Origin of the sequence: Natronomonas aquatica (assembly GCF_024449025.1) — an archaeon.
In the GTDB taxonomy this organism is placed as follows: Archaea; Halobacteriota; Halobacteria; order Halobacteriales; family Haloarculaceae; genus Natronomonas; species Natronomonas aquatica.
The window spans coordinates 128,136-153,094 of sequence record NZ_JAHLKM010000003.1; the positions used below are offsets into that span (position 1 = coordinate 128,136).

The following is a 24,959-nucleotide window of genomic DNA, read 5'->3' on the forward strand; positions in this document are numbered from 1 at the left end:
GAAACAGAGAGCGGGCCGTTCAGACGTTCACCTCGTCGAGCCGCTGGCCGACGATGATCTGTCCGATCGAGGTGAGCGAGATCCCGTCTCCGTCCTCCGAGATGAGTCCCTTCTCTCTGAGGGCGTTGAGGACGTTCGTCGCCCTGGCGGCGTCGCCGTTGAGGACGCTCCCGAAGTCGATGTCGCCCCCGGTCGCGTAGATCGTGACGAGCAGCCGTTTCTGGGACTCGTCGAGTTCGATCTTCCCGGCCTCCTCGAGTAGTTTACTGTATTTCACCCGCAGGAACCGCCCGAGGATGTTCAGCCGCCGCCTCGAAAGCGGCGCGATGAGAGACGTCGAGACATCCCCCCCGTCGGCGTGTTTGACGACCAGCGTCGGCTGTTCGGTGCCGTCGGGGGCCCGTTCGGTCCGCTTGAAGCCGATGACGTCCGTGATGTCGATTCGGACGTTTCCGCTCTTCGTTCTGAAGGTGACCTGTTCGGAGCCGATGCCGAGTTTCGCCTTTCGGACCGGCTCGTCGGTGACGCGGCCGCCGATCCGGGCCGGGTGTTTGATCATCGCTTTCGTCCCGTCGAGGACCGACTTGAACGCGACGGTCTCGAACTTCGAGATCGTCCCCTCGTCTGCCTCGATGAGCACCGTCTGGATAGTGTCGTCGTCCGATCTGTAGCCGATCGTCACCGTGCTGTCGAACAGGTCACGGAGGTCCGGCGGGACGTTTCCGACGACGATATCGACGACGTCGGAAAGCGGGATCGTGATCCGGTCGTCTCCGCCCGCGATGACGAGCCGTTTTTGACTCATGACGATCCGTCCCCGGTTCGGTTGCTCATGGCTCGATCCCTCCGGGTTCCGGGCGAACCGGCCGACGAAGTCAGCGATGGCTTGCTCCCCCGTCATAGGTCGATATCGAGCAGCGAGGTTATCAGCGTCTCGGTCGCGACGGCGGTCAGACAGCCGACCCAGATCAACACGACGAAGTGGAGCAACGCGTTGCCGTAGTGTCCGCCGTCGGCGGTTCGGATCGTCAGCGAGGACATCACCGCGTTGAACAGGATGACGAGCAAAAGCAGGTACCGAAGCAGCGGGACGTTGTATAGCTCCGTGTGGAGCAGCTGGCCGAACTCGGCCTGCCCGGTGCCGACGTCGATCTCGAACCCCGACATGATAACCGCGATCTCGAGGCCGGTGAAGAACGCGAACGCCGAGGCGGCGGAGATCCCGTACAACAGCCCCACGAGCGTCACCGTGACCTGCCGGCGCCGTTCTCTGAGCTGGGCGATCTGGTTCATGTTCTCGCTTATCAGCTCGCCCAGCCGCTTGGGCTCGCCGCCCATCTCGCGGCCGATGAGATACATCTCGCTGAACTTCTGGATGACGTATGATTTGGTGTCCTCCGCGAAGTACCGCCAGGCGCGTGTGGTGTCTATCCGCATGTTCAGCCGCCGGTACAGCGAGTCGATCGTCCCGGTCAGCGAACCGAAATCCTTCTTTCTGAGCGTCCGGAGCACCGTCGACGTCGTCGACTGTTTGGCGCTCTCGCTGGCGCCGAGCGCGCGGATGAAACTCGGGAACTCCTCGTCGCGTTCGATAATCGCTTGCTCTTCCCGACGGAACACTAACGCGGGGAACAGAAACGGCAGCGTCGGGATCGCCAGATACAGCGGTTCCGGAATCGATCCCATCGGGACGAGGGCGGTAAACGGCGCGACGCCGAACGTACTCGCGACCATCGAGAGCACGATAAGGACAAACAGGGCGGCGGCGACGGCGGAGCTTCCGACCAGTAGCTGTTTCGACCGCGTCCGGTATCCCGACTCGAGATACCACACCGGATCGTAGGGCACGATCGCACGGATGATGAGAAAGAACCCGAGCTGGACGAAGACGAACATCGCGATGACTGCGGCGACGGTCCAGGTCGGGTTCGTCCCCGTCAGGATCGGCAACACGATGGCGAACACCAGAGCGAACGTCATCGAAAGCACCATCGACAGGTACAGATCCTTCATCACGTCCAGGTTCTCCAGGGACTGCTCGTAGATCGTCCGGTAGTTCTCGATGATGACGCTCTGTTCTTCGAAGAGGAAATCCGACATCTCCTGGCCGGCCCCGAGCGTGTATGCGAGCCGATCGAAAAGGTCCGTCACGGAGTCGCTCGGAACCTCCTTTGCCCGCCGCCGGAGCGCGTCGTCGAGGCTCTGGTTCCAGGTGTCGACCAGCTGGACGATCCGTCTGATCTCGACGGTCAACTCCCCGTATTCGTCCTCCTCGGCGAGCTTCCGGAAGACTTCCATCCGGTCGATGTTGGTGGTCGACAGCACCGTCATGTGCGTGACCATCAGGTGGAACCGGTTTTCCATCTCGATGCGGCGGCGATCGATCGCGACCTTCGGGTAGGCGACGCCGGTCGCGAGGATCACCGCACCCAACACCGGCAACAGAAGCCGGACGAAAAACACCGTCTGCCACATCAGCGCGAGAGTGATGCTCCCGATGAAGATCACCGCCGCCGGCAGGAGGACCGCAAGGACATACGTCCTCGCGTCCATCTCCATGCGTTCGTAGGCGTCGAGGATCGACCCGACCGCCTCCGTCGCCTGCGCCGTTCGGCCGGCAACCCCCACGGTTAATCCCTCCGGGTGACAGTGAACGGGAGCCCCTCGATGCCGTCACGCTGGAAGTTGGCGATCGCCTCGTTGACCTCGTGGTAGCCGAGGATGTCCTCCTGAATCATCCGCTCGATGATGTCCGCGCGATACTGCAGATCGTCGTAGATCTTCCGCGTGTCGGGGTATCCGAGCAGTTCCGCGATCTGTTCTTCGAGCACGTAGGAGTTGTTCATCCCCTGGAAGACGATCTCGTCTTCGACCGGGTCCCAGTAGAACACCTGCCGGGTAACGACCCCGTCCATCTCTTTCGAATACCCCTCGATCTCTTGGACGCTCGTGACTCGTCGGAGCACGTCGTCGCCCTGCTTGACCCGGTTCTGGAACAGCGCGACGTCGGCGTTGTCCATGAACGTCTCGGGGACGTTGATCGGCTCGCCGGTAAAGCGCTGGATCATCGAGACGATATCGGAGGCGTGGAACGTCAGCATGACCGGATGGCCGGTCTGGGCCGCCTGGAACGCCATCCGCCCTTCCTCGCCGCGGACCTCGCCGACGATGATGTACTCCGGCCGGGAGCGCAGCGCCGCCTCGACGAGATTGAACATGTCGACGTCCTCGGTCTCCTCGCCGCCGCCCTCGCGGGTGAGTAGCTGCTGCCAGGTGTCGTGGGGCGGCAGCACTTCGGCGGTGTCCTCGGCCGTGTAGATCTTCGAGTCCCGGGGGATGAACGCCATGATGGAGTTCAGCGTCGTCGTCTTGCCCGAGGCCGTCTCCCCGACGACGAACACCGTCCGTTCGTTCTCCAGACAGAGCCACAGATACGCCGCGAGTTCGGGCGAGAGCGTCCCCCACTTCGTGATCTGGTTGACCGAGAGGGGGACCTCATCGCCCTGTCGGATCGTGAGGCTCGGGCCTTTGACGCTCACGTCGTCGCTGTAGATGACGTTCAGCCGCGAGCCGTCCGGCAGCGTCGAGTCGACGATCGGGTCCGAATCGGAGAGGGGATCACCGATCCGCTCGCCCATGTTCCGGAGCCAGTTGTCGAACTCCGCCTCGCTCCCGAAGTCGATCGTCGTCTTCAGCATGCCGTACACCGAGTGATCGACGTAGCACTCGTCGGGGCCGATGACGTGGATGTCCTCGTTGGCCGGGTCCCGCATGACCGGTTCCAGGGGCCCGAGCCCGACGATGTCGCGGTTGAGCCGATAGCGGATGTTCTCGAAGGTGGTCTGTGAGACCTCCTCGGTGTTCGGATCGAGCTTGAACCGGATCCGTTTCAGGAGGTCGTCGGGCTCCTCGCCCTCGATCCGGGTCGCCTCCGAGAGTAGCTCCTCGATGCGGTCGCCGTACTCGGTTTCGCTTTCCGGGGCCTGTTTGGCGACGCTGCGGCGGAGGAGTTCGTCTTTGATCCCCTCGAAGACATCGGCTTCTTCCTCGGTGAGCGTCGGCTCGATCGCGTAGTACTTCATGTCTCGGCCGACGTCCCCGTAGATGTGACAGTAGATCGGCCCTCCGACCGGGTACAGGACGTTCGGGTAGTCCGTCTCGTACTCGCCGTCGGCCTCCTCGATGAAGAGCGGAAACTCGCCGGTGATCTGTTTGAACTTCTTGAGGTGATCCCGGAGGTGGGGCCGGTTCGCCGCGGCCTGTCGAAGCTCGTCGGACGGTTTGGCAGTTCCCAGCTCGGTCATGATCAGGCGACGCTACGGCTCTCGATCACGATTCCGGTTCCCGACCGGACCGAGTACCCGATCGTGTCCCCGACCTGCTCTCCCATCCCGGCGAACCGTTTGACGTTGATCTGTCTGCGGACATCGTTGCCGACCTCGACCATCTCGAGTTCGATGAACACGTCCGCGATCGCCCTGAACGGCCCGATCGCGTCGCCGTCGACCGTCGAGGGGTCGACCGTCAGCACGACGATCTTCCCTTCGGAGATCATGTCCCTGAAAAAGGAGATGATCTCGAGGGCGGCCTGCCGTTCCTCGTTCTTCCGGATCAGTGACTCGAAGGTCGGATCGTTCCGGAGGATCGCATCGAACGTGTCGATGACGATGACGTCGGCCGTCCACATCACCTCCGCCTCCATCAGCCGGTTGAGCAGATCCATCCGGCTGTCGTCGTCGCTCTCCCCGGAGAGCACGCCGCCGGTATCGAGGTCGGCGTGGAGAAACAGGAGCCGCTCGTCGAGCAGGTGATCGACGACGTCGTACGACAGTGAGTTCATCTGATCGAGGAACCCGCCGACGGTCAGTTCCGTCGAGAGCAGACTCACCGTCGTCTCCTCCTCGCAGAACCCGTATGTCATCCGCTGGGAGATGGCGCTCTTGCCGGCTCCGTAATCGCCCTCCATGAGGACGATGCTCCCCCGCGGGATACCGCCGCCGAGTTCCTTGTTCAGCCGATCGTGATCCTCGAGCCCGAGCGAGCGTATATTGCGTGTACTTTGCATAGATAGTGATTACTCCGCCCGACCGTTGCTCCAGTTGAACCCGCCTGACTGCCCTTCTTTTCGTTCCATGCCGGTTTCGCCGTCTCGTTTGCTTGCGTTCCGCCCGTCCGGGCACTCCCGTCCCCCGTCCGGTTCGATTCCCCGTTCGGATCCGGGTTCACGACCCGGTCTCCCCTGGGCCCGGTTCCGGGCCCGGCTGATGCCGTTGTCTGCGACGACCCCATCCACGCCGGGGGCCGTTCTGGACCGCTCGGGGCCCGGGGCGCCGCCGAACGACACCATCTCCATGTCCGGGTTCACGATCCGGCTGATGAACCGGAGGCTGGTATTGTGATGGGGGACGCCCAACGAGGACCGCGGCTCCGGGTCGTCCGCGACCTCCCCGCCGAACCCGTTGAGGAACGTCTGCAACGTTTCGGCGGCCGGCTCGTCGACCCATCCGATCGCCTCGTAGTAGGCGATCGTTCGGGCGGCCCCGTCGATCCCCGCCTCCTCGACGAGGAACTCGAGCCAGTCCATGACGACGATGTCGGCGACGTAGCCCGAGGGCAGCGTCTCGAGGTACGGCTTGTCGCCGGAGACCGGGGGCTCCGCTCCGCCTTCGGCTCCCGTTTCGTCGCCCGCCCCGCTTTCGGGGTCGGCGGTCTGCTCGACGATCGTGTCCCCGTCGTCGGCTCCGGTGTCTTGCTCCTCCTCGGGATCGGCTCCCTCGAGACCGCCGAGGGTGTCGTCTTCCGGCTCCGGGTCGTCAGTTCCGTCCTCGAGTTCTTCCGTGATGTCCGGTTCGTCCATCGACGGCCCGTCGGCGTCACCGTCGGCGTCATCCTCGTCGAACCCACTCTCCTCCTCGTCGGCCTCGCTCCCGTCGGCATCGTCGTCCCAGTCGGCCTCGCCGGACTCGTATTCGGCTTTGAGTTCCTCGAACGATTTCCCGCCGCCGTCGCCGCCGTCGCCGCCGTCGCCGTCGTCGAGATCGTCGAAGCCGCCGCTTTCGTCCTCGAAGCCGTCGAGGCCGTCACCCTCCTGGAAGCCGTCGTCTCCCGCTTCGTCCTCGAAGTCCCCGAAGTCGTCGCCGCCGTCCTCATCGAAGTCGTCGAAGTCCTCGAAGTCGTCGTCGAGACTGTCCTCCTCCGTTTCGTCCTCGAAGTCCTCGAAGCCGTCGTCACCACCCTCATCGAAGTCGTCGTCGAAGAACTCCTCGGCGTCGGCGTCCGCGATCGACTCGTCGACGCCGGATTGTTCCGGTTCGTCGTCGTCGTCACCGCCGAACAGGCTCATCGAGCCCCCGCCTCCGCCCGCTCCGCCGCCCCCGCCGCCGAAGGCGTTTCCCATCTCGTTTTCGTCCACGAACGGGTTCACGCCGCGGGTGACCATCTCGTAGACTTCCAGAAGCTTCCGGACGTTCTCCTCGACTTCCTCGACTGATCCACTGATCTGCTCGTTTTCGCTTTTTACCGTGTTGACCGTCGACGAGAGCGAGGCGACCTCGTTTTCGAGCTCCTCGATGCGGTTGTCCATCTCGGCCGAGGTCGTCCCTCCCTCGTCCATGTCGTCGAACGCCATCTCGTCGCCGCCCATCAGGTCGTCGCCGCCGCCCATCAGGTCGTCGCCGCCGCCCATCGAATCGTCCTCCACCGGATCGCCGCCGCCCATCAGGTCGTCGCCGCCCATCGAGTCACCGTCCATCGAGTCGCCGCCCTCCGTTCCGTCGAAGAGCCCGCCGCCCATATCGTCGTCTGCGGAACTCTCTCCCGGGTCGTCTTCGTCGTCTCCGCCGAGCAGATTGTCGATCATGGTGTATTTCTCGTGTTGTGTGTCGGTCCCGTCGTCTCACCTTCGCGGTCGACCCCGGATGCTACGGCGGGTGAGCGGGCACCGTCCGCGTTGAGTCACGGTAGGTACAGATTCACTAATTAAGTTTGGGGGCTTTCACCGTTCGTGTTGACCGTGGATCTGCCCGGAAATCACGACGCATGCGCCGGAATCTATCGTTCCATAAACACCGATCGTTCGTCGGGGTCTCACCCGCGTTTATATATGCGGACGATCGGATCCCCGCCCGCCTGGCCCCGGAGCGAAACGCGACGGGGGCGGTCAGTGCCGGAACACGTAGATCCAATCGGAGTCCCGGACGAGACAGAACCGCGAGCCGTCGTTTTCCGGAAACGACGTCGCGGGACGGCGGGTCACGAACAGCCGGTCGAACGGCGTCTCGCAGGCCGGACAGGAGACCCCGTCTCTGTTTTCGAACAGCTTCGTGTCGCCGTCGTCGGTGAGCTGTTTGAGACGGTGTCGTACCTCGTGAACGTCGAACGAGACCGTCACTCGCGATCACCTTGGTCGGCATCCGCCTGCCGTTCGTCCTGTCCCCACGCCGTGTCCGCGAGTACGACCGCCTCCGTCGGCGGACGCGTCCGGTACGTCAGCAACCAGCCGATGGCCCCGACCGCCCACACGAAAAGCGACAGTCCGGCGAAGAGACCCCTCGCGATCGCGCCCGCGATCACGTGGACGCGGGCTGCACCGCCGACGAGCGTCCCGAGGAAGACCCCGACGACGAAGGGCCACCACAGCGAGTCGACCGCCGGCCGAACCAGGAGCACGACGGCCGTGATAACGACCGGAAACGTCACCAGGGCGGTCCGGAATCGCGTTCTGAACGGGCGGCTCCCGGGCCGGGGGAACAGCACGATCCCGGCCGAAAGGACCGTCACCGCGGCCGCCGTCCCCGCCCACAGGACTGCCTGCGGCTCGCCGGCGAGGACGGGCGCGTACAGCTCCGTCACCGTCGTGGTACTCGAGACGGGTTCCCGGGCGAGCATCCAGACGAAATAGAACGCTGTGAGCCACACGAGGACGACGACGTCGAGCAGCGACTCGACGGTCAGACCCCCGAGGCCGACCTCGAGGATCCGGTGGGCAAGCGCGAGCGCCGACAGGAGCGCGTAGGTGGTGAAAAGAACCGTGAGCCAGTCGCCGCTCACGATGACGTCGCCGTGCCGCCCGAGCGCGACCCCGACCATGTAGTACCCGAGCCACACGTACGGGACCGCGACCAGAAGCGTCGCGGTACTCCGTCCGGGTGCGGAGACGAGTGCTGACAGGAGCCCTCGGCCGACACGCCGGGCCGACGGTAGCCGCCGGTCTCCCGTCGGCCCCTCGTCGGTCGCCGATCCCGTCGCCATACGGGACGGTACCCGGTACTGTTTCAAAGGGGTTCGGATCGTTTCGGGCGCGAAAACGGCCGGGACAGAGAATGACTGAAGGGCGGTAGTTCCCGCTTCTGCCCGGCGTCTCAGTCCTTCCGTTTGACGACGTCACCGAGCGTCGTCCCGCCGGTCGCGGAACCGCCGGACCACTCGCTGTCCTCGCCGGACCCGCCCATCGAGAGATCGATACCCAGCGCCCGTTCGAGCTTGCGTTGCATACTGTCGCTGGGGAGTACCTCGCCGCGTTCGAGCTTCCGGATGAGGCTGGCCTTCTCGTTGAGCTGGTTCGCCAGTTCCTCCTGTGTCAGGTCATCGGCCTCGCGGGCGGTCCGGATGCGTTCGTCGTAGTCCTGAACGACCTCGTCCATCTCGTCGAACATGTCCCGGCGGCTCCCGCCGCCACCGCCGCCCCCCGAGGTGCCGCCCGAGGAACTCGACGTCGAGCCCGAAGACGAGGCGGATCCCGAAGACGACGTCGAGTACTTCGTCGACGTCGAGGCGGTCTCCTCGGTCTTGACTTCCGTCCCGAAGTCGGCGCAATCGTCACACACCTCGAGTTCGGCCCCCTCGATCTTGACCGTCTTCGGCGACCCTGTCTCGGTGCCGCACATCTCACACTGGACCATACCGTCACTTACCGCGTCGGCACAAAAGGGTTTTCCGCCCGGCTCACGGTAGCGCCAGCGTCGAGTAGTAGAACCGCTGGAGCGCGGTCAGGTGTCCGACGGCCGCGAGGAAGACGAGCAGCCAGCCCGCGAGCGTCAGCCCCCAGATCGGCGCGGTGTAGACGGCGCCGACAGCGGTGACCACCCCGATGATCGCGAGCCGGTCGGCCCGGCCGACCAGCCCGCCGTAGACCCGATCGAGGCCGACCGCCTGCGCCTGCGTGCCGAGATACGAGGTCATCAACACACCGGTTACCGCCAGAAAGCCGATCAGATATGCCCCTGTACCGGCCGCGAGGCCGGCGACGATGACGATATCGGCGTACCGATCGAGGACGTGATCCAGCAGGTCGCCGGCCTTCGAGGCGCTGTCCTGCCGGCGGGCCAAAGCGCCGTCGAGGAGGTCCATCCACCCGTTGCACAGCACGAACAACGCCCCTAAGAGATACAGCCCCGGCGTCGATCCCACGCCGTCGATCTCGACGCCGGCGAGCGTGTAAGCGACGCCGGCGAGGGTGGCGAACCCGAACGCGATCACGCTGACGCCGTCCGGCGTCAGGCCGACCCGGTCGGCGGCGTCGACGAAGGGTCCGAGCAGCCGTTCGGCCAGCGGTCTGAGTCGATCCAGCGTCATAGATACCCCGTAAAATCGACCGTCCCGGCCGACGGCGATCGGTCGCCCTCGATGACGGCTTCGATCGCGTCGGCGGTCGCCCCCGGGTCGCTGTCGGTCGTCTCGATCTCGTAGACGGATTCGAGCCCGTGGCGGTCGACAGCCTCCGAGAGGATCACGTCGAGCGCCTCCGCCTCGGCGTTCTCGTCGGCTTTCCGCTCGGGCTCGCCGCGGTCGAGCAGCCGGCGTTTCAGTTCGTCGGGGTGACAGCGCAACACGACGACCCGATCCACTGTGAGGTGATGTGCCACGTGTGATTCGACGAGGAGCTTGTCACGACCGGCGAGCCGGGCCGCGACGGCGTCAACGTCGACGACGAGGCTGTCCCGGTCTTCGTCGGTGCCGCTCGTCAGTCCCTCGGTCCGGACGAGTTCACCGAGATGAATTACCTCGAGATCCGTTCCGAGAAGCTCCGTAGCGGTCGTCTTCCCCGTACCCGGCGTACCGGTGACGGCGACTCTCATAGGAGCTCGTTGAGGACCGCGACGGCGCGTTTCGTTTCCTCGCGCGTGCCACAGGTGATCCGGACACACTCCGGCAGACCGAACGACGTGGTGTCCCGGACGATGACACCTTCCCGCTGGGCCCGCTCCGTCACCTCGCTTCCGTCGCCGACCTCACAGAGGACGAAGTTGCCGGCGCTCTCCCACGTCTGACACGCGAGGTTCCCGTGGATGTACTCTCTGCCCCACCTCACGGCGTCGACCGTCTTCTCGACGTGGTCTCTGTCCTCGAGCGCCGCGAGCCCGGCCCGGCAGGCGATCTCCGAGGCGGCGAAGGGCGTGTTCACCCGGGCGTAGGCCTCGGCCCACGTTTCGGGGACGACAGCGTATCCGAGCCGGATTCCGGCCAGCCCGTAGGCCTTCGAGAACGTCCGAATCACCGCCACGTCGTCGCGTTCCTCGACCAGCGGAACGACGGACGGAGTGTCGGAGAACTCGCCGTAGGCCTCGTCGACGATCACCAGCGTCTCCTTGTCGGTCCCTTCGGCGACGGCTTCGATCCCGGCCGGCGAGAGCTCGCTTCCGGTCGGGTTGTGCGGCGTCGTGAGGTAGATGACCCGCTCGCCGTCGTAGTGTTCCAGAACGGTTCCGGCTGACTGGGTGAAGCCGTCGGCCTTCCTGATGGGGTACTCGTTCACCGAGCCGTGGTGATACCGGGCGCTCATCGCGTAGTAGGCGAACCCCGGCGCGGGGACGAGAACTTCCTCGCCGGGCCGTAACATCGCCCTGGCGAGGTAATCGAGCGCGCCGTCGCCGCCGTTGGCGAGCCACACCTGCCCCGACCCGACGTCCCAGCGGTCGGCGAGTGCGTCCCTGAGATCGACCGCCGAGGACTTCGGATAGCTGTGTACCGTCGGCGCGTACGCTTCGATCGCCGCGACCGCCTTCGGAGACGGGCCGAAGGCGTTCTCGTTGGAGGAGAGTTTCACGAGTTCGTCCGCCTCGAGCCCCAGATCGCGAGCGACCTCCTCGATCCCTCGCCCGGCTTCGTAGGCGACGTGGTCCGACAGGTCCCGTGGTTGCATACCCGAAATAAACGTGCCGCGGGTCTTAAGGGTGCCCAACGGTTCCGCCAGTGCTAACGTTTATCGGGTTTCGAGGCAACCGTGGGGTATGTCACCTCCCGGTGTCGAACCCGGACCCGTCGTCCGGGTCACTGCCGACACGTCCGACCGTTCGGCAGTGATCGAGGCGATAGATGACGCGGCCGACGTGTCGGTACGGCGGGTCGGCCCGGCCGGAACGCCGTCGCCGCTGGGTCTGTATACGACGGCGGGGCGGACGGCGATACACACTGACCTCCGTCCCGACGCCGCCGCGGAAGCCGCGACGACGCTCGAGGACGGCGACTTCCCGACGACCGGCGCCGAAGCAGCCGTCGACCACGACGAGGACACCGCCGCGATTCCTGCCCCCGACTCGGGGCCGCTTTCGGTCGGCACCCGCCGGGTACTCGGTCCCTGTGGCTGGGTCGACCCGACGGTCAGACCGGAGCCTGTGGCCGCCGAGTTCGATCCCGAAACGGTCCTCGATCGGGTCGCGACCGTCGGCCTCCGTGGTCGCGGACGGGCCGACGGGGCGACGGACGACCTCATCTCGGCGGTCTGGGAGCGAACGATCGAGGCCGAGGGCGATCCGGTGGTCGTGATTCACGCCGCCGATACCGACTGCCCGACGGACGAACTCATGTGTCGGAGTATCCCGGGTCGCGTTCTCGACGGGGCGGGGATCGTCGCTGACGCCGTCGGCGCCGAGGACGTGGTGGCGTTGGCGACCGACCCGGCGGTCGAGCCGCTGGAAGCCGTCGCCGACGGGGAGCTGATCCACCGGGCCCCCGAGTCGTTCCGGATCGGCGAGCCGACGATGGCGCTTGAGGCGCTGGAGGGCAACGACCGGATCGAGGCCCGCCGCCGACCGCCCGGCCCCGAAGAGTGGGGACTGTACGGCCGACCGACCGTCGTCCACACGCCCCGGACGCTGGTACAACTCCGAACACTCCTCGAGGACGGCGAGGGGTTCGATCCCGAAAGCGCCGACCCCGGCACCCGGACCGTCGCGGTTCGTGGCGCTGTCCGCGCGCCGGCGGTCGTCGAGTTGCGAACCGACAGCGCGCTGTCGAGGGCGCTCTCGGCGGTCGACGCCGCGGGCGATCGGTACGTCGTCGGCGGACGGTTCGGGGGCGTCACCGGATCCGTCGACCTCCCGGCGAGCGCGCCGGCGCTTTCGGCGTCGGGGCTCGGGACCGAAGGGGTACTGGAGGTCCTCGGCCCCGACGACTGTATCGTTGCGACGGTCGGCGAGCGGGCCGCCTTCGCCCGCGAGGAGAACTGCGGGCGGTGTGTCCCCTGTCGGGAGGGATCGAAACAGCTCCACGGGGCGCTTCGGGACGTCTACGACGGTGAGTTCGATCCGGAAACGCTCCGGGAGCTCGCCCGGGTCATGCGGACGAGCAGCCTCTGTGCGTTCGGCGAGGCGGCCGCACGGCCGATCCGGACGGCGCTGGAGGCCTTCGAACCCGAGTTCCGCGCCCACGCCGAGGGGCGCTGTCCGGCCGGGACCTGTGGGGGGCTCCGATGAGCACCGACGACGTCGGTGGCGGTCCGAACCCCCGCGTGCCGGAGATACAGGATCCTCGGCCGTCGACACCGCTGACTGAGACGTTCCGGACGGGCACGGCGAACGATCCGCCGCGGCCCGAACGGGCGGTCGATCCCGAGGACGGCCCGGCGACGCTTACCGTCGACGGCGAGACGGTCGTCGTGCCCCCCGGCGGAACGCTTCTCGACGCGGTCGAGGCGGCCGGCAGCGAGGTACCGGCGCTTTGTCACTACGACCGCGACACCGAGGCCGCCGAGGAGATCGGACCGCGGACGACCTGCCGGACCTGTATGGTCGAAACCGACGAGGAGGGCCCCGTCGCCGCGTGTTCGACGCCGGCGACGGACGGCGCCGTCGTCGATACCGAGGCCGCCGCGGCCGCCGAGGCCAGACGCCACAACCTCGAGTTGGTGCTCTCGGATCACAACCTCCGGTGTACGACCTGCGGGAAGAACGGCCGGTGTGAACTGCAGGACACCTCGATCGAGGAAGGCATCTCTCACCCCCGATACGGCGTCTTCGACGACCGCGACGGATACGAACCGCTCGATCCGACGGGCGCGATCGACATCGACCGCAACAAGTGTATCCTCTGTAACCGGTGTGTCGAGGCCTGCAACGACGTGCAGGTCGAGGGCGTCCTCCGGATCGAAGGGACCGGCGAGGAGACGCGGATCGGCTTCCAGTCCGACGCCGAGACGATGGCCGACTCGACGTGTGTCTCCTGTGGCCACTGTGCGACGGTCTGTCCCACGGGTAGCCTCGTCGAGGGCGGGCTCGTCGACGCGACGACGATGCCGCTTCCGGGCTTTACACAGCGCAACTCCGTCGGGAGCGTACTGGAGTCCGAACGCGACAGGGAGCGGGACGAACGCGAAGCGACCGAGGAGCTCTCGGGCGTCGCCCGCTTCATGTCGAAGGCCAGACGGACGGCCGGATCGGCCACCGATCGCGCGCTGCGAACCGGCGAACACCTCGCCGAGGACGTCGCCGCGGGGGTCTTCTCCGAGGGGATCCTCTTCGGGATCGCGAAACGGGTCGGGGACGCCCGCCTCGATCGGCTCGACCGGACCGAGACGACCTGTGGGTACTGTGCGGTCGGCTGTCGGTTCGAACTCTACAGCGACGACGAACGCGTCTTGGGCGTCCGGGCGACCGATCCCGACGCCGCCCCCGCCAACGACTTTTCGACCTGCGTCAAGGGAAAGTTCGGCTATGGCTTCATCGAACGTGACGACCGCCTGAAGACGCCGCTGATCCGCGAGGGCGACGGCTTCCGGGAAGCTTCCTGGGACGAAGCGCTCGACGTCGTCGCCGCGGAACTGGAGGGGATCCGCCGGGATCACGGCGCGGACGCGATCTCGTGTTTCGCCTCCTCGAAGTGTACCAACGAGGAGGACTACCTGATGGAGAAGTTCGCCCGGACCGTGCTCGGGACGAAGAACATCGACAACTGCGCGCGGCTGTGTCACTCCTCGACGGTCGCCGCGCTGCTCGAAACTGTCGGCTACGGGGCGATGTCGAACAGCATCGAGGACGTCGCCAACGCCGACTGTTATCTGTTCTCGGGGACGAACACGACCGAATCCCATCCCGTTCTGGCGACGAAGGTGAAACGGAACGTCCGGGACGGCGCCGACCTGGTCGTCGTCGACCCCCGAAAGGTGGGCATCGCCGAACACGCCGACCAGTACCTCCGGTCGAAGCCGGGCTACGACACCGCCTGGATGAACGGGATGGCCCGACATATCATCGAACGCGACCTCCACGACGCCGCGTTCGTCGAGGAACACGTCCGGGATTTCGACGCGCTGAAACGGAAGGTCGAGCCCTTCACGTCCGCGGAAGTCGAACGCCTCACCGACATCCCGGCCGGGGAACTGACGGCGGCCGCCGAACGGATCGCGACGGCCGACTCGGTCGTCTTCGGGTGGGCGATGGGGCTGACCCAACACTCCCACGGCACCAACAACGTCCGGGCGATGGCGAACCTCGCGTTGCTCACGGGTAACGTCGGCAAACCCGACGCCGGCCTCTCGCCGTTCCGGGGGCACAACAACGTCCAGGGCGGCGGCGGGGACATGGGGACGCTCCCGAACGTCCTGCCCGGCTATCAGGACGTGACCGACCCCGAGGTGCTCGACACCTTCGAGGAGGCGTGGGGCGTCCGCCCGCCGGAGGAGATCGGACTGACCGTCCCCGAGACCTTCGAGGCGATCCACGACGGCGACGTGCGGGGGCTCTACGTGATGGGCGAGAACCCGGCGCTCTCGGAGCCGGATATCGGACACGCCAATAAAGCCCTCGAGGAGACCGACTTCCTCGTCGTCCAGGATCTCTTCATGACCGAAACCGCCGAACACGCCGACGTCGTGTTGCCGGCGGCGGCCTTCGCCGAGAAGTCCGGGACGTTCACCAACACCGAACGCCGCGTCCAGCGGGTCGGAAAGGCCCTGGACCCGCCGGGGGAGGCACGACAGGACTGGGAGATACTGCAATCGCTCGCAAACCGGATCGACCACGACGGCCGCCGGTGGGACTACGAAACCCCGACAGAGATATTCGAAGAACTGACCGACGTGACGCCGATCTACGCCGGGATGAGCCACGAGCGGATCGAAACGGAGGGCGGCCTCCAGTGGCCCTGCCCCGACGCCGACCATCCGGGCACGCGGTTTTTATACGAAGACGGGTTCAACTTCTCCGACGGAATGGCCCGGTTCGTCCCCGCCGACATGGGCGAACCCGGCGAGTTGCCGACGGAGACGTACCCGCTTACGCTTACCACCGGCCGGGTGCTGTATCACTTCCATACGGGGACGCTGACCCGCCGGGTCGAGGCGATCACCGACCACGTCCCCGAGAGCTTCGTCGAAATCCACCCCGAAACGGCCGGAACGCTCGGTATCGAGGGCGGCGACACCGTCCGCGTCGAGTCCGAACGGGGTCACATCGATGTCCGGGCGAAGGTGACAGAGAGACCCGGAAAGGGCGTCGTCTTCGTGCCGATGCACTTCGCCGACGGGGCCGTCAACACGCTGACCGGCGAGCGCTACGACCCCACGAGCGGCATCCCCGAATACAAGGTCGCGAGCGTCCGGATCGAACGAATTAACAGGGACTGAGCGCCAATCCCGTCCATGAGCGAGACGAACGGCGTCATCGTCGCCGGTGGCCGGTCGGTCCGGATGGGCGAGACCGAAAAGGCCCTCGTCGAGGTCGGCGGGACGCCGCTCGTCCGTCGCGTCGCCGACCGTCTCCTCGAGACCGCCGACCGGCTGGTCGTCAACTGCCGGGACGATCAGCGCGGGGCCATCGAGACGGCGCTGTCGGGGATCGACCCCGAACCGCGGTTCGCGATCGATCCCGCCCCCGATCGCGGGCCGGTCGCCGGCATCGAAACCGGACTCCGGGCGATCGAAACCGACTACGCCGCCGTCGCCGCCGTCGATATGCCCTTTCTGGATCCCGATCTCGTCTCGTATCTCTTCGAACGCGCGGCGGGCCACGACGCCGCCATCCCCCGGCCGAGCGAGTGGTTCGAACCCCTTCACGCCGTCTACAGAACGGACCCGATGGTCGAGGCTTGCGAACGCGCCCTCGAGGAACCCCACCCACGGATCATCGAACCGCTGTCGTCGCTCGATCGGGTCATCGTCGATCGGGCGGAACTCCTCGAACACGGCTCCCTCGACAGTTTCGAGGGGATCGACACGCCCGAGGACGTTCAGTGGGCAAACGAGCGACTCCAGTAGTTACTGGAGAACACCGACGACCTCGCCGCGATCCATCCGGCCCAACACGACCCGTCCGATCCGTTCCACGGCGAGCAACTCCTCTGCGATCCCTTCGGCGACCGCTCTGAGCTCCCCGTCGTCAACCATATTTACGAGCGGAACGACGCGGGCATCGGCGGGGACGTCCTTCAGTCCTCCCCGTTGGTCGCCGAGGACGGCCGCGACGTCGACCGGCCGGATACGGCTCCCGGGCGGCCGGTCCAGAAGCGACGCGAGACGTTCCGGCCGGTGGACGTGCTCTTCGTCGATCCGTTCGCCGACGGCTCTGACGCTCGCGACCGGTACGACGAGGTCGGCGGCGGCCGGCACCTGCGGTTCCTCTTCGGCCGGCGCTTTGATCCACCGCGTCCGCGCGCCGTCGGCCTTGGTGAGGATCGGGACGTCGGTTGTCGCCGCCAGCTCGTCGATCCGGTCGGTGTCGTAGCCGAGATACCGGTCGCGAACGCCGTCACGCCCCGGAACGACGCCGAGCGGCCAGGTCCCGTTCCCCCGGACGGTCCCGATCGGATCCTCGGTGACTTCGAGCCGCTCGACGCGGTCCTCGAAGGGGGGAATCCGGACCGTCGCGGTGAGGACGGCACGTTCTAGCTCGGCGGCGAGCGCATAGAGGGTCGATTTCTTCCCGCCGGCGCCGACGACCGCCGTCACCCCGGTCGGCTCGAAGGCCGTTCGGAGGTCCATGTCGGCCGGTAGGGGTCCCGGGACATAGACGTTGTCGACACGAGGTGGGTGCTTATAAGTTCGTCCCCGACACGGTGACGGTATGATCGTAGACACTGTGATGTATACGGTTCACACCGCGTTCGCGGCGCTGTGGACGGGATCGGTCCTGTTTGTCGCCGCGGTAGTCGTGCCGCTTGCGATGGCTGGCGAGCTTTCGCCGGCGGCGTTCGGCAGCGTCGTCTCGAAACTCCGGTGGGTGACGCGGCTCGGCGCGCTCGTTACGTTCGTGACCGGCGGCCACCTCGCGGGTACCCTGTACACTGTCGACACGCTGACGGGAACGACGGGCGGGTATCTCGTCGTGGCGATGCTGACGCTTTGGCTCGGGCTCGCGGCCGCGATCGAGGTCGGCAGCGCGCGGGCGATCAGGGGTGTCGAAAACGACAAGATCCGCGAACCGGCCCGCGATGCGAGGCCGTTCTATCTTCTCGGTTCCGTGCTTGCGGTCGGTTTGCTCGTCGTCTCCGGACTGCTCGGGACGCCGGGTGCAGTCCTCTAAAGACTCCGATCGGACGTGCCGACGACCGCGGCCTCCTCCGTTCCCCCCGTTTATGATCGCCGGGATACTTTCCGGAGCAGGTAACAACTAATATCCAAGCCCCGCTAACGGGTCACGGATATGTCGGACGAAGAACTCGAGGATTTCCTCATCCTCCGATCGCTAGAGGAGCCGATCACCGAGGCGGAACTGGAGGCGGCGGGCGACGAGTCCGGACGCGCCCTGAAGGCACTCAGAGACGAGGGCGTCGGCATCCGGTGGGTCGACTCGGAGGTCCTGACCGACGAGGACGGGGGGATCACGGGCACGTTCTGTCATTATCGGGCCGAAGACGAGGCGGCCATCCGCGAGCACGCCGACCGGGCGGGGCTTCCGGCTACCCGGATCGACCGGCGGGGCGAGCCCCTCGACGGCGAGTAGCCTCGGCGCGAGGCTTTCGGTTCCGGTTTCGGGTATCGACACCATACTTAAATCGGTGAGACGAGTACCGTCTCCCGCTATGGAACTCACCTGGCATGGCCACTCGACGTGGCACGTCACAGTCGACGGAACCGACCTGCTCGTCGATCCGTTCTTCGAGAACCCGAAGACAGACCTCGAACCCGGCGACCTCGATCCCGATTATCTCCTTTTGACCCACGGCCACTTCGATCACGTCGCCGACGCCGACGCCTATCCCGACGCGACGGTCGTCTCGACGCCCGAACTCGCCGGATACGCCGAGGACCGCTTCGGCCTCGAGGACGCCGTCGCCGGCATGGGGATGAACCTCGGCGGGACCGCCGAGTGCGGCGACGCCTGGGTGACGATGGTCCGGGCCGACCATTCCAACAGCATCGAATCCGACTACGAGTACTCGGCGGGCATGCCGGCCGGGTTCGTTATCTCCGACAAAAAGCCGACCCAGGAGGCCGATCGCGACAACACGTCGTTCTATCACGCCGGCGACACGAGCCTCATGACCGAGATGCGCGAGGTCATCGGCCCGTTCCTCGAACCCGACTTCGCCGCCTTGCCGGCCGGCGATCACTTCACCATGGGGCCGGCCCAGGCCGCGATCGCCGCCGACTGGGTCGGGGCCGACTACGCCGCCCCCATGCACTACGATACGTTCCCGCCGATCGAGATCGACACCGGGACCTTCGAGCGCGAACTCAAAGCGACCGGCGCCCGAGCAGAGGCCGTGATCCTCGAAGGCGACGAGTCGTTCACACTCGAGTGACGCCGTCGGCACCCCCTATCTTTTTTATACGCGCGCCGAGTGTTTCAATCCGGTATGTCAGACATCGAAACCACGACCGTCAACGACGCCAAGTATCACGCCCTGAGCCGGGCGGGAGACTTCGAACTCAGTATCGACGCGACCGGCTCGGACGGCCCGACGCCGAACGAGGTACTGGTCGCCGATTACGCCTCGTGTTTCTCTTTCGCCTGTCGGGCGGGCGCGAACCGACAGCTCGATATCGATCTCGGGAAGATCGAGACGGAGGCCGAAGCCGACCTCGACGACAGCGACGACCTCGCGGCGATCCGGTTTCACCTCCACGTCGAGGCCGACCTCGATGACGACGAGATAGCCGACGTGATCGAACTCGGCGAGGAGATCTGTCACGTCCACGCCGCGGTCAAGGAATCGCTCCAGGCCGAGATCGAGCTTACGCCCGACGCGTTCTGAGAGGATCGGTGCGTCCTTTATGTGTCATCCCGGCACGGTTCGGTGATGATCGGTAAACCGTTCCGACAACCGTAGGAACCGGGGGGTTCCCGTCGGCGTCGGGCTTCGGCTGACCGCTCGCGGCGCGATCGACGGGTTTTCGCCACCATATAAAAGTATAGGATCCGTATCGGGAAGTATGAGCGACTGGAAGGACATGATCGTTGGCGATCGGATGACGGTCGACAACGAGTTCTCATCGCGGATCGACGACTCGCGGTTCTCCCGACAGGAGTGGGGACTCATCATGACCGCGACGACGTTCGAGATCGAAAACCCCGGGAACGAGACCGACGCCGAACTCGTCGCCGACACCTCACAGCTGCCGTCGATCATCCCCGAACTGGAGAAGGTCACGGAGACGGGGCCGATGGGGAGACCCCAGCCGGAATCGGATAGCGGAGGCGGGTTCCTCGACTCGATCCGCAACGCCCTCGGACTGGGCGGGGGCGGGAGCTTCAGCGGCGGCATCGATGAGGAGGAACTCGAGGACGCCGAGGCGCTCGTCGCAACGTACGCCGAGACGCTACAGGCCCACCTCGAGTCCGAGGGCCGCTGGAACGAGGTCCGGGCGGCCGCGGCAGAAACCGAGACCGATACCGAGACCGAAGAGTAGCCGGCCGGTCGTCCGGTCCGGGGGGTTCCTTCGAGCGAGTCGGTTTCCGAGGGTACGATCCGTCGCCGAAACGAGTACCGACCGCGTCAGTCGTCGGCTTCTCCCGCCCGAAGCGAGGGATCGTCGATGTACGGCAACGACTCGGCCGTCGCCTCGATCGCCGTCGCGTTGGATTTCATCAGCGCGGTCGTATCCCAGATCCCATCGACGAGGGCCTTCCGCTGGGCTTCGTCGACTTCCGCGTCGATCGTCTCGTCGTCGTAGACGACCGTCTCCGCGGCGACGTCGATCCCGATCTCGCTGCCGGGGTTCTCGTCGATCCAGTCCTGCAGCGTCTCGATCGCCTCGGTGTCGGCGGTCACCGTCGGGATACCGAGTGCGAGACAGTTACCGGCGAAGATCTCGGCGAAGGACTCGCCGACGATAGCGTCGATTCCCCACCGCTTGAGCGCCTGTGGGGCGTGTTCGCGCGAGGAGCCACAGCCGAAATTGGCGTTGACGACCAATACGTTCGCGTCCTGGAACCGCTCTTCGTTGAACGGGTGGTCCTTCGGGTTGTCCTCGTCGTCGAAGCGCTGATCGAAGAAGGCGAACTCCCCGAGCCCGTCGAAGGTGATGACCTTCAAAAAGCGTGCGGGGATGATCTGGTCGGTGTCGATGTCGTTGCCGCGGATCGGGACCCCGCTTCCCGCGACGCGGGTGACGCTCGGGATCTCCGTTTCGTCGCTCATGCTTTCACCTCCGCTTTCGGGAGGTCACGGACGTCGGTCACTTCCCCGGTGATCGCCGCCGCGGCGACCATCCGCGGGCTCATCAGCACGGTCCGGCCCTCCTTCGAGCCCTGTCGGCCGACGAAGTTCCGGTTCGACGAGGAAGCACACGCTTCGTCGCCGACGAGCTGGTCGTCGTTCATCCCGAGACACATCGAACACCCCGGGTTCCGCCACTCGAAGCCCGCCTCGGTGAACACCTCGTCGAGCCCCTCGCGTTCGGCGGCCGTCTTGACGCGCTGGCTGCCGGGGACGACCATCGCGCGCACGGAATCGTCTACCTGTCGGCTCTTGACGATTTCCGCGCCGGCCCGGAGATCCGAGAGCCGGGCGTTCGTACACGAGCCCAGGAACGCGACGTCGATGTCGTAACCGGCCATCGTCTCGCCGGGTTCGACGCCCATGTGTTTCTGTGCCCGCCGGGCGGTCTCGCGTTTGTCCTCCGGGAGCGATTCGGGCTCGGGGATCTCCTCGGAGATACCGATCCCCTGTCCCGGCGTGGTCCCCCACGTGACGACCGGTTCGATCGCCGAGCCGTCGATCGTCACCACGTCGTCGTACTCGGCGTCGGGGTCGGATCTGACCGACTCCCAGTAGGGTTTCAGCTCTTCGAAGCGTTCGGGATCGTCCGCGAACTCGTCGGTTTCTCTGAGCCACGCGTAGGTCGTCTCGTCGGGGTTTACGTACCCGGCGCGCGCGCCGCCCTCGATCGACATGTTACAGATCGACATCCGTCCCTCCATGCCGAGGCTTTCGATGGCTTCCCCGGCGTACTCGTAGACGTAGCCGACGCCGCCGTCGGTGCCGAGCCGTCGGATGATCGTCAGGATGACGTCCTTTGCGGTGACGTCCTCGCCGAGTTCGCCGGTCACCTCGATCTTCCGGACCTTCTTTTTCTCCATAGCGACCGTCTGAGTGGCGAAGACGTCCCGGATCTGTGAGGTGCCGATCCCGAACGCCAAGGCGCCGAAGGCGCCGTGTGTCGAGGTGTGGCTGTCGCCACAGACGATTGTTTTCCCGGGCTGGGTGATCCCCTGTTCCGGCCCGATGACGTGGACGATCCCCTGGTTGCCCGAGGAGGGATCGTCGAAGTCGATGTTCGTCCCCTCGAGGTTCCGTTCGAGTTCGGCGTACATCTCCTCGGCGGCGTCGTTCTCGAAGGGCCGGTCGCGATCGTCGGTCGGGACGATGTGATCGACCGTCGCGTGCGTCAGATCGGGCCGGGCGAGTTCGAGCCCCCGCTCCCGCAGCATCCCGAACGCCTGTGGGCTCGTCACCTCGTGGATGAGATGCAGCCCGATGAACAGCTGATCCTGTCCGTTCGGGAGCGTCGTCACCCTGTGTCGGTCCCAGACCTTGTCGTACAGCGTCCCCTCGCTCATCGGTCGATCCCCCCATCGAACACCCACTGGGAGCCGTCCCCGCCCTCGGGTACGGTGCTGTCCGCGTCGTCGTCGATCGTTGTGTCGTCTGTCATCTTCATGTGTGTCGCTCCTCGACCCGTGCGGTCTCCTCGGCGCCGCGGGCGAGCGCCGCCTGTCCGGTCCGGGCGATCTCGCGGATGTTGAACTGCTTGAACGCGTCGATCGCGTCGTCGATCTTCTCCTCGGAACCGGTGATCTGGACGGTGACCGTCTCCGGGCCCGCATCGAGCGCCTCGCCGTCGTACATATCGGTGATCGCCTGTACCTTGTCCGGCTCCTCGCCGTCCACCTTCAGGATGATGAGCTCGCGGGCGACCGGGTTACGATCGAGTTCACGGACGTGAATGACGGGGATGAGCTTCTCGAGTTGCTTTTGGATCTGGTCGATCCCGGGATCGGGCTCCTCGACGACGAGGGTGATCCGCGAGTACCCCTCGTTCTGTGTCGGCCCGACGGTCAGCGATTCGATGTTGAACTGTCGCCGGTGGAACAGCCCCGAGACGCGCGCGAGCACGCCCGGTTCGTTCTCGACGTACGCCGAGATCGTCGTCCGACGGGGCTCCGGTTCGGCCTCGACTTCGGGGTCGATCCGGATCCCCTGGGAGTTTCGCCGGCCGATCGGTCGTTTCCGTTCCTCGGGCGGCGGGCCTTCGAGCCCCTCCTGCTGGACGTTCCGTCGGCGGCTCATAGCTGCTCCTCCGTCAGCGCGAACAGCCCGTTGTCGCCGCCGCCCGGCACCATCGGGTAGACCTTCTCGCCGGGGTCGATGTGGACGTCGACGACGCTCGGGCCGTCGTAGGCCAGCGCCTCCTCGATGACCCCCTCGACCTCCTCGTCGGTATCGATCCGGAACCCGCGGGCACCGAACGCCTCCGCGAGGGTGTCGAACTCGGGGATCCAGGGGTAATCGGAGGCCATGTGCCGCTGGCCGAAGAAGACGTCCTGCCACTGCCGAACCATCCCGATCGCCTCGTTGTTGAGCACGACAACCGTGATATCGAGGTCCTCCCTGACGGCCACCGAGAGCTCCTGACACGTCATCAAAAAGGAGCCGTCGCCGTCGAAACAGACGACCTCCCGGTCGGGGGCCGCGAGCTTCGCCCCGATCGCCCCCGGCAGCCCGTACCCCATCGCCCCGAGGCCGTGGGAGGTGACCCACGTTCGTGGCTGTGTCCACGTCCAGTACTGCCAGGCCCACATCTGGTGTTGGCCGACGCCGGCGGTGACGATCGTGTCCTCGGGGGTCGCCTCGTCGAAGCGCTCGACGACGTACTGTGGCTTGACCGGTTCGTCCTCCGGCGCCGCGTACTCCATCGAGTATTCCTCTTTCCACGTCTCACACTGTTCGAGCCAGGCCCCGGTCGAAGGCGAGCCGGTCATCGCGTCGGCGAGCTGGTCGAGCACCGCCTTCGCGTCGCCGATGAGCGGGTGGTCGGCCTCGATGTTCTTCGAGACCTCGGCCGGATCGATATCGATGTGGATGACCTCCGCGTCGGGGGCGAACGTCTCGACGCCGCCCGTCAGCCGGTCGTCGAACCGGGTGCCGACCGCGAGCAGACAGTCCGTCACCGTGATCGCCATGTTGGCGTATCCGGTGCCGTGCATCCCGACGATCTCCATCGACAGTTCGTGATCCTCGGGGAACGACCCCGTTCCCGGCATCGTCGTGACCACCGGAATCTCGTGTTCCATCGCGAACGCCCGGAGTTCGTCGCTGGCTTCGGCCTTGATCACGCCGCCGCCGGCGAGAATGACCGGCCGTTCGGCCTTCCTGATCGTCGCCGCCGCCCCCGAGACGGCATCGGGATCGGCCGCCTCCGGGGAGTCGTAGGTCTCCGGCAGCGTCGGGCCGCCGGGATCCGTCTCCGTTTCCCCTTTGGTCACGTCCTTCGGTAGATCGACTAGCGTCGGCCCCTGCCGGCCGTGTTTCGCCAGCGCGAAGGCCGTTCCCACGTCCGTCCCGACCGAGTCCGGATCGTCGGCGAAGGTGTTGGCCTTCGTGACCGGACTCGTGATACCGACCGCGTCGGTCTCCTGGAAGGCATCGTTCCCGACGACGTCCGTCGGAACCTGCCCTGTCAGGGCGACGAGCGGATCAGAGTCCATGTTGGCGTCGGCGATCCCCGTGACGAGGTTCGTCGCCCCCGGCCCCGAAGTCGCCATACAGACGCCCGGCTCCCCGGTGACGATCCCGTATGCGTCGGCCGCATGGACCGCGCCCTGCTCGTGGGCCATCGTGATGTGGTTCATCTCCGAGTCGTATATCGCGTCGTAGACCGGCATGATCGCGCCGCCCTGGATCCCGAAGAGGTGTTTGACCCCCGCGTTCTCGAGGGCGCGAACGACCGCGTCGGCGCCGTTTTCGATTCCCGTCGCGTCGCTGGCAGTCTCCGCGTTCTGAACTTTCCGTGTCCGTTCTCCGCTCATGATCTCCACTCCGTTCGATACCGTCGGTTGTTGTTTCGTGTATCCATTGTTCCGGCTGTGGGCTGGTCTGTGACCGATACGAACCGCGCGTGGGAAGAATGTCGTGTCGGGGCTACGCCCCTACCATACCGGACGGGACGCTGACGGCGTCGGAAAGCGCTGCCGCCCCGGCTGTCGCGTCCGTCATCATGGTGGGTATTGCACCGTGGCTGAACATAAACCTTCCGTGTCCAGCGGACGCATGCCGCCGTGTGGTGCCGGCAGACCGGCCGCTGT

General features: G+C 66.1%; 24 protein-coding genes. 8 read left to right on the plus strand and 16 right to left on the minus strand.

Features of this window, described 5'->3' with window-relative positions; genetic code table 11:
* Positions 1-19 precede the first annotated feature (19 nt).
* From KM295_RS04550 to hisC, 11 genes are all read right to left on the minus strand, one after another.
* Entirely contained in the window at positions 20-901 is an 882-nt protein-coding gene (locus KM295_RS04550) for a CheF family chemotaxis protein (RefSeq protein ID WP_256028695.1), read from the minus strand.
* Entirely contained in the window at positions 898-2,628 is a 1,731-nt protein-coding gene (gene flaJ / locus KM295_RS04555; protein ID WP_256028696.1) for an archaellar assembly protein FlaJ, read from the minus strand. Before flaJ ends, KM295_RS04550 begins: the two co-directional genes overlap by 4 nt.
* A 2-nt stretch (positions 2,629-2,630) precedes the next feature.
* Complete coding sequence (locus tag KM295_RS04560) at positions 2,631-4,304, minus strand: type II/IV secretion system ATPase subunit (RefSeq protein WP_256028697.1); 1,674 nt, start codon at positions 4,302-4,304, stop codon at positions 2,631-2,633.
* A gap of 2 nt (positions 4,305-4,306) precedes the next feature.
* A complete protein-coding gene (gene arlH, locus KM295_RS04565; protein WP_256028698.1) occupies positions 4,307-5,065 on the minus strand; it encodes an archaellum protein ArlH in 759 nt (252 codons plus the stop codon).
* A 9-nt stretch (positions 5,066-5,074) separates the two neighbouring features.
* On the minus strand, positions 5,075-6,859 hold the full coding sequence (locus tag KM295_RS04570; RefSeq protein ID WP_256028699.1) for a FlaD/FlaE family flagellar protein: 1,785 nt from the start codon (positions 6,857-6,859) through the stop codon (positions 5,075-5,077).
* A 300-nt stretch (positions 6,860-7,159) separates the two neighbouring features.
* Positions 7,160-7,390, minus strand: coding sequence for a DUF7385 family protein (locus KM295_RS04575; protein WP_256028700.1), 231 nt, complete (start codon positions 7,388-7,390; stop codon positions 7,160-7,162).
* Positions 7,387-8,250 carry a hypothetical protein gene (locus KM295_RS04580; RefSeq protein ID WP_256028701.1) on the minus strand — a complete coding sequence of 288 codons (864 nt, stop codon included), beginning with the start codon at positions 8,248-8,250 and terminating at the stop codon, positions 7,387-7,389. Before KM295_RS04580 ends, KM295_RS04575 begins: the two co-directional genes overlap by 4 nt.
* 110 nt (positions 8,251-8,360) lie before the next feature.
* Positions 8,361-8,900: a multiprotein bridging factor aMBF1 gene (locus tag KM295_RS04585; protein ID WP_256028702.1), complete on the minus strand. Its 540-nt coding sequence runs from the start codon at positions 8,898-8,900 to the stop codon at positions 8,361-8,363.
* A gap of 43 nt (positions 8,901-8,943) precedes the next feature.
* The gene (locus tag KM295_RS04590; RefSeq protein ID WP_256028703.1) at positions 8,944-9,573 is read right to left on the minus strand and encodes a CDP-alcohol phosphatidyltransferase family protein; all 630 of its coding nucleotides are present in this window, start codon (positions 9,571-9,573) and stop codon (positions 8,944-8,946) included.
* On the minus strand, positions 9,570-10,076 hold the full coding sequence (locus KM295_RS04595) for an adenylate kinase family protein (RefSeq protein ID WP_256028704.1): 507 nt from the start codon (positions 10,074-10,076) through the stop codon (positions 9,570-9,572). Before KM295_RS04595 ends, KM295_RS04590 begins: the two co-directional genes overlap by 4 nt.
* The gene (gene hisC, locus KM295_RS04600) at positions 10,073-11,140 is read right to left on the minus strand and encodes a histidinol-phosphate transaminase (protein ID WP_256028705.1); all 1,068 of its coding nucleotides are present in this window, start codon (positions 11,138-11,140) and stop codon (positions 10,073-10,075) included. Before hisC ends, KM295_RS04595 begins: the two co-directional genes overlap by 4 nt.
* An 88-nt stretch (positions 11,141-11,228) precedes the next feature.
* On the opposite strand from hisC, the gene KM295_RS04605 reads away from it, so the two are divergent.
* The 3 genes from KM295_RS04605 to KM295_RS04615 are packed head-to-tail and all read left to right on the plus strand — an operon-like array spanning position 11,229 to position 16,468.
* Positions 11,229-12,692: an NADH-ubiquinone oxidoreductase-F iron-sulfur binding region domain-containing protein gene (locus tag KM295_RS04605; protein WP_256028706.1), complete on the plus strand. Its 1,464-nt coding sequence runs from the start codon at positions 11,229-11,231 to the stop codon at positions 12,690-12,692.
* Positions 12,689-15,838: a formate dehydrogenase subunit alpha gene (gene fdhF / locus KM295_RS04610; protein WP_256028707.1), complete on the plus strand. Its 3,150-nt coding sequence runs from the start codon at positions 12,689-12,691 to the stop codon at positions 15,836-15,838. Before KM295_RS04605 ends, fdhF begins: the two co-directional genes overlap by 4 nt.
* A 15-nt stretch (positions 15,839-15,853) precedes the next feature.
* A complete protein-coding gene (locus KM295_RS04615) occupies positions 15,854-16,468 on the plus strand; it encodes a molybdenum cofactor guanylyltransferase (protein ID WP_256028708.1) in 615 nt (204 codons plus the stop codon).
* On the opposite strand, the gene yqeC is transcribed toward KM295_RS04615, so the two are convergent.
* Positions 16,469-17,191 carry a selenium cofactor biosynthesis protein YqeC gene (gene yqeC / locus KM295_RS04620; protein WP_256028709.1) on the minus strand — a complete coding sequence of 241 codons (723 nt, stop codon included), beginning with the start codon at positions 17,189-17,191 and terminating at the stop codon, positions 16,469-16,471.
* Between the two features lie 82 nt (positions 17,192-17,273).
* On the opposite strand from yqeC, the gene KM295_RS04625 reads away from it, so the two are divergent.
* From KM295_RS04625 to KM295_RS04645, 5 genes are all read left to right on the plus strand, one after another.
* Positions 17,274-17,732, plus strand: a complete 459-nt coding sequence (locus tag KM295_RS04625) for a transporter (protein ID WP_256028710.1) — start codon at positions 17,274-17,276, stop codon at positions 17,730-17,732.
* Between the two features lie 120 nt (positions 17,733-17,852).
* A complete protein-coding gene (locus KM295_RS04630; RefSeq protein ID WP_256028711.1) occupies positions 17,853-18,152 on the plus strand; it encodes a DUF4242 domain-containing protein in 300 nt (99 codons plus the stop codon).
* 79 nt (positions 18,153-18,231) lie between these two features.
* On the plus strand, positions 18,232-18,954 hold the full coding sequence (locus KM295_RS04635; protein ID WP_256028713.1) for a metal-dependent hydrolase: 723 nt from the start codon (positions 18,232-18,234) through the stop codon (positions 18,952-18,954).
* Between the two features lie 54 nt (positions 18,955-19,008).
* Complete coding sequence (locus KM295_RS04640; RefSeq protein WP_256028714.1) at positions 19,009-19,407, plus strand: OsmC family protein; 399 nt, start codon at positions 19,009-19,011, stop codon at positions 19,405-19,407.
* Positions 19,408-19,585: 178 nt separating this feature from the next.
* Positions 19,586-20,062, plus strand: coding sequence for a DUF5799 family protein (locus KM295_RS04645; protein ID WP_256028715.1), 477 nt, complete (start codon positions 19,586-19,588; stop codon positions 20,060-20,062).
* Positions 20,063-20,148: 86 nt separating this feature from the next.
* Here the strand turns inward: KM295_RS04645 and leuD are convergent, their stop codons facing one another.
* The 4 genes from leuD to ilvB all read right to left on the minus strand — a co-directional run bounded on the left by leuD (position 20,149) and on the right by ilvB (position 24,683).
* Positions 20,149-20,793 (minus strand): 3-isopropylmalate dehydratase small subunit, encoded by a 645-nt coding sequence (gene leuD / locus KM295_RS04650; RefSeq protein ID WP_256028716.1) that lies wholly within the window; start codon positions 20,791-20,793, stop codon positions 20,149-20,151.
* A complete protein-coding gene (leuC, locus tag KM295_RS04655; RefSeq protein ID WP_256028717.1) occupies positions 20,790-22,214 on the minus strand; it encodes a 3-isopropylmalate dehydratase large subunit in 1,425 nt (474 codons plus the stop codon). The genes leuD and leuC overlap by 4 nt, the downstream gene beginning before the upstream one ends.
* A 97-nt stretch (positions 22,215-22,311) precedes the next feature.
* The gene (gene ilvN / locus KM295_RS04660) at positions 22,312-22,944 is read right to left on the minus strand and encodes an acetolactate synthase small subunit (protein WP_256028718.1); all 633 of its coding nucleotides are present in this window, start codon (positions 22,942-22,944) and stop codon (positions 22,312-22,314) included.
* Complete coding sequence (ilvB, locus tag KM295_RS04665; protein ID WP_256028719.1) at positions 22,941-24,683, minus strand: biosynthetic-type acetolactate synthase large subunit; 1,743 nt, start codon at positions 24,681-24,683, stop codon at positions 22,941-22,943. Before ilvB ends, ilvN begins: the two co-directional genes overlap by 4 nt.
* Between the last annotated feature and the right edge of the window lie 276 nt (positions 24,684-24,959).

Coding starts and splice junctions, on each gene's coding strand:
- KM295_RS04560 (WP_256028697.1), bottom strand. CDS start 4,304: ATGACCGAGCTGGGAACTGCCAAACCGTCCGACGAGCTTCGACAGGCC.
- KM295_RS04635 (WP_256028713.1), top strand. CDS start 18,232: ATGGAACTCACCTGGCATGGCCACTCGACGTGGCACGTCACAGTCGAC.
- KM295_RS04570 (WP_256028699.1), bottom strand. CDS start 6,859: ATGATCGACAATCTGCTCGGCGGAGACGACGAAGACGACCCGGGAGAG.
- ilvB (WP_256028719.1), bottom strand. CDS start 24,683: ATGAGCGGAGAACGGACACGGAAAGTTCAGAACGCGGAGACTGCCAGC.
- KM295_RS04585 (WP_256028702.1), bottom strand. CDS start 8,900: ATGGTCCAGTGTGAGATGTGCGGCACCGAGACAGGGTCGCCGAAGACG.
- KM295_RS04580 (WP_256028701.1), bottom strand. CDS start 8,250: ATGGCGACGGGATCGGCGACCGACGAGGGGCCGACGGGAGACCGGCGG.
- KM295_RS04625 (WP_256028710.1), top strand. CDS start 17,274: ATGATCGTAGACACTGTGATGTATACGGTTCACACCGCGTTCGCGGCG.
- KM295_RS04645 (WP_256028715.1), top strand. CDS start 19,586: ATGAGCGACTGGAAGGACATGATCGTTGGCGATCGGATGACGGTCGAC.
- KM295_RS04640 (WP_256028714.1), top strand. CDS start 19,009: ATGTCAGACATCGAAACCACGACCGTCAACGACGCCAAGTATCACGCC.
- KM295_RS04630 (WP_256028711.1), top strand. CDS start 17,853: ATGTCGGACGAAGAACTCGAGGATTTCCTCATCCTCCGATCGCTAGAG.
- KM295_RS04590 (WP_256028703.1), bottom strand. CDS start 9,573: ATGACGCTGGATCGACTCAGACCGCTGGCCGAACGGCTGCTCGGACCC.
- KM295_RS04595 (WP_256028704.1), bottom strand. CDS start 10,076: ATGAGAGTCGCCGTCACCGGTACGCCGGGTACGGGGAAGACGACCGCT.
- KM295_RS04605 (WP_256028706.1), top strand. CDS start 11,229: ATGTCACCTCCCGGTGTCGAACCCGGACCCGTCGTCCGGGTCACTGCC.
- hisC (WP_256028705.1), bottom strand. CDS start 11,140: ATGCAACCACGGGACCTGTCGGACCACGTCGCCTACGAAGCCGGGCGA.
- yqeC (WP_256028709.1), bottom strand. CDS start 17,191: ATGGACCTCCGAACGGCCTTCGAGCCGACCGGGGTGACGGCGGTCGTC.
- KM295_RS04615 (WP_256028708.1), top strand. CDS start 15,854: ATGAGCGAGACGAACGGCGTCATCGTCGCCGGTGGCCGGTCGGTCCGG.
- arlH (WP_256028698.1), bottom strand. CDS start 5,065: ATGCAAAGTACACGCAATATACGCTCGCTCGGGCTCGAGGATCACGAT.
- leuD (WP_256028716.1), bottom strand. CDS start 20,793: ATGAGCGACGAAACGGAGATCCCGAGCGTCACCCGCGTCGCGGGAAGC.
- KM295_RS04550 (WP_256028695.1), bottom strand. CDS start 901: ATGACGGGGGAGCAAGCCATCGCTGACTTCGTCGGCCGGTTCGCCCGG.
- ilvN (WP_256028718.1), bottom strand. CDS start 22,944: ATGAGCCGCCGACGGAACGTCCAGCAGGAGGGGCTCGAAGGCCCGCCG.
- leuC (WP_256028717.1), bottom strand. CDS start 22,214: ATGAGCGAGGGGACGCTGTACGACAAGGTCTGGGACCGACACAGGGTG.
- fdhF (WP_256028707.1), top strand. CDS start 12,689: ATGAGCACCGACGACGTCGGTGGCGGTCCGAACCCCCGCGTGCCGGAG.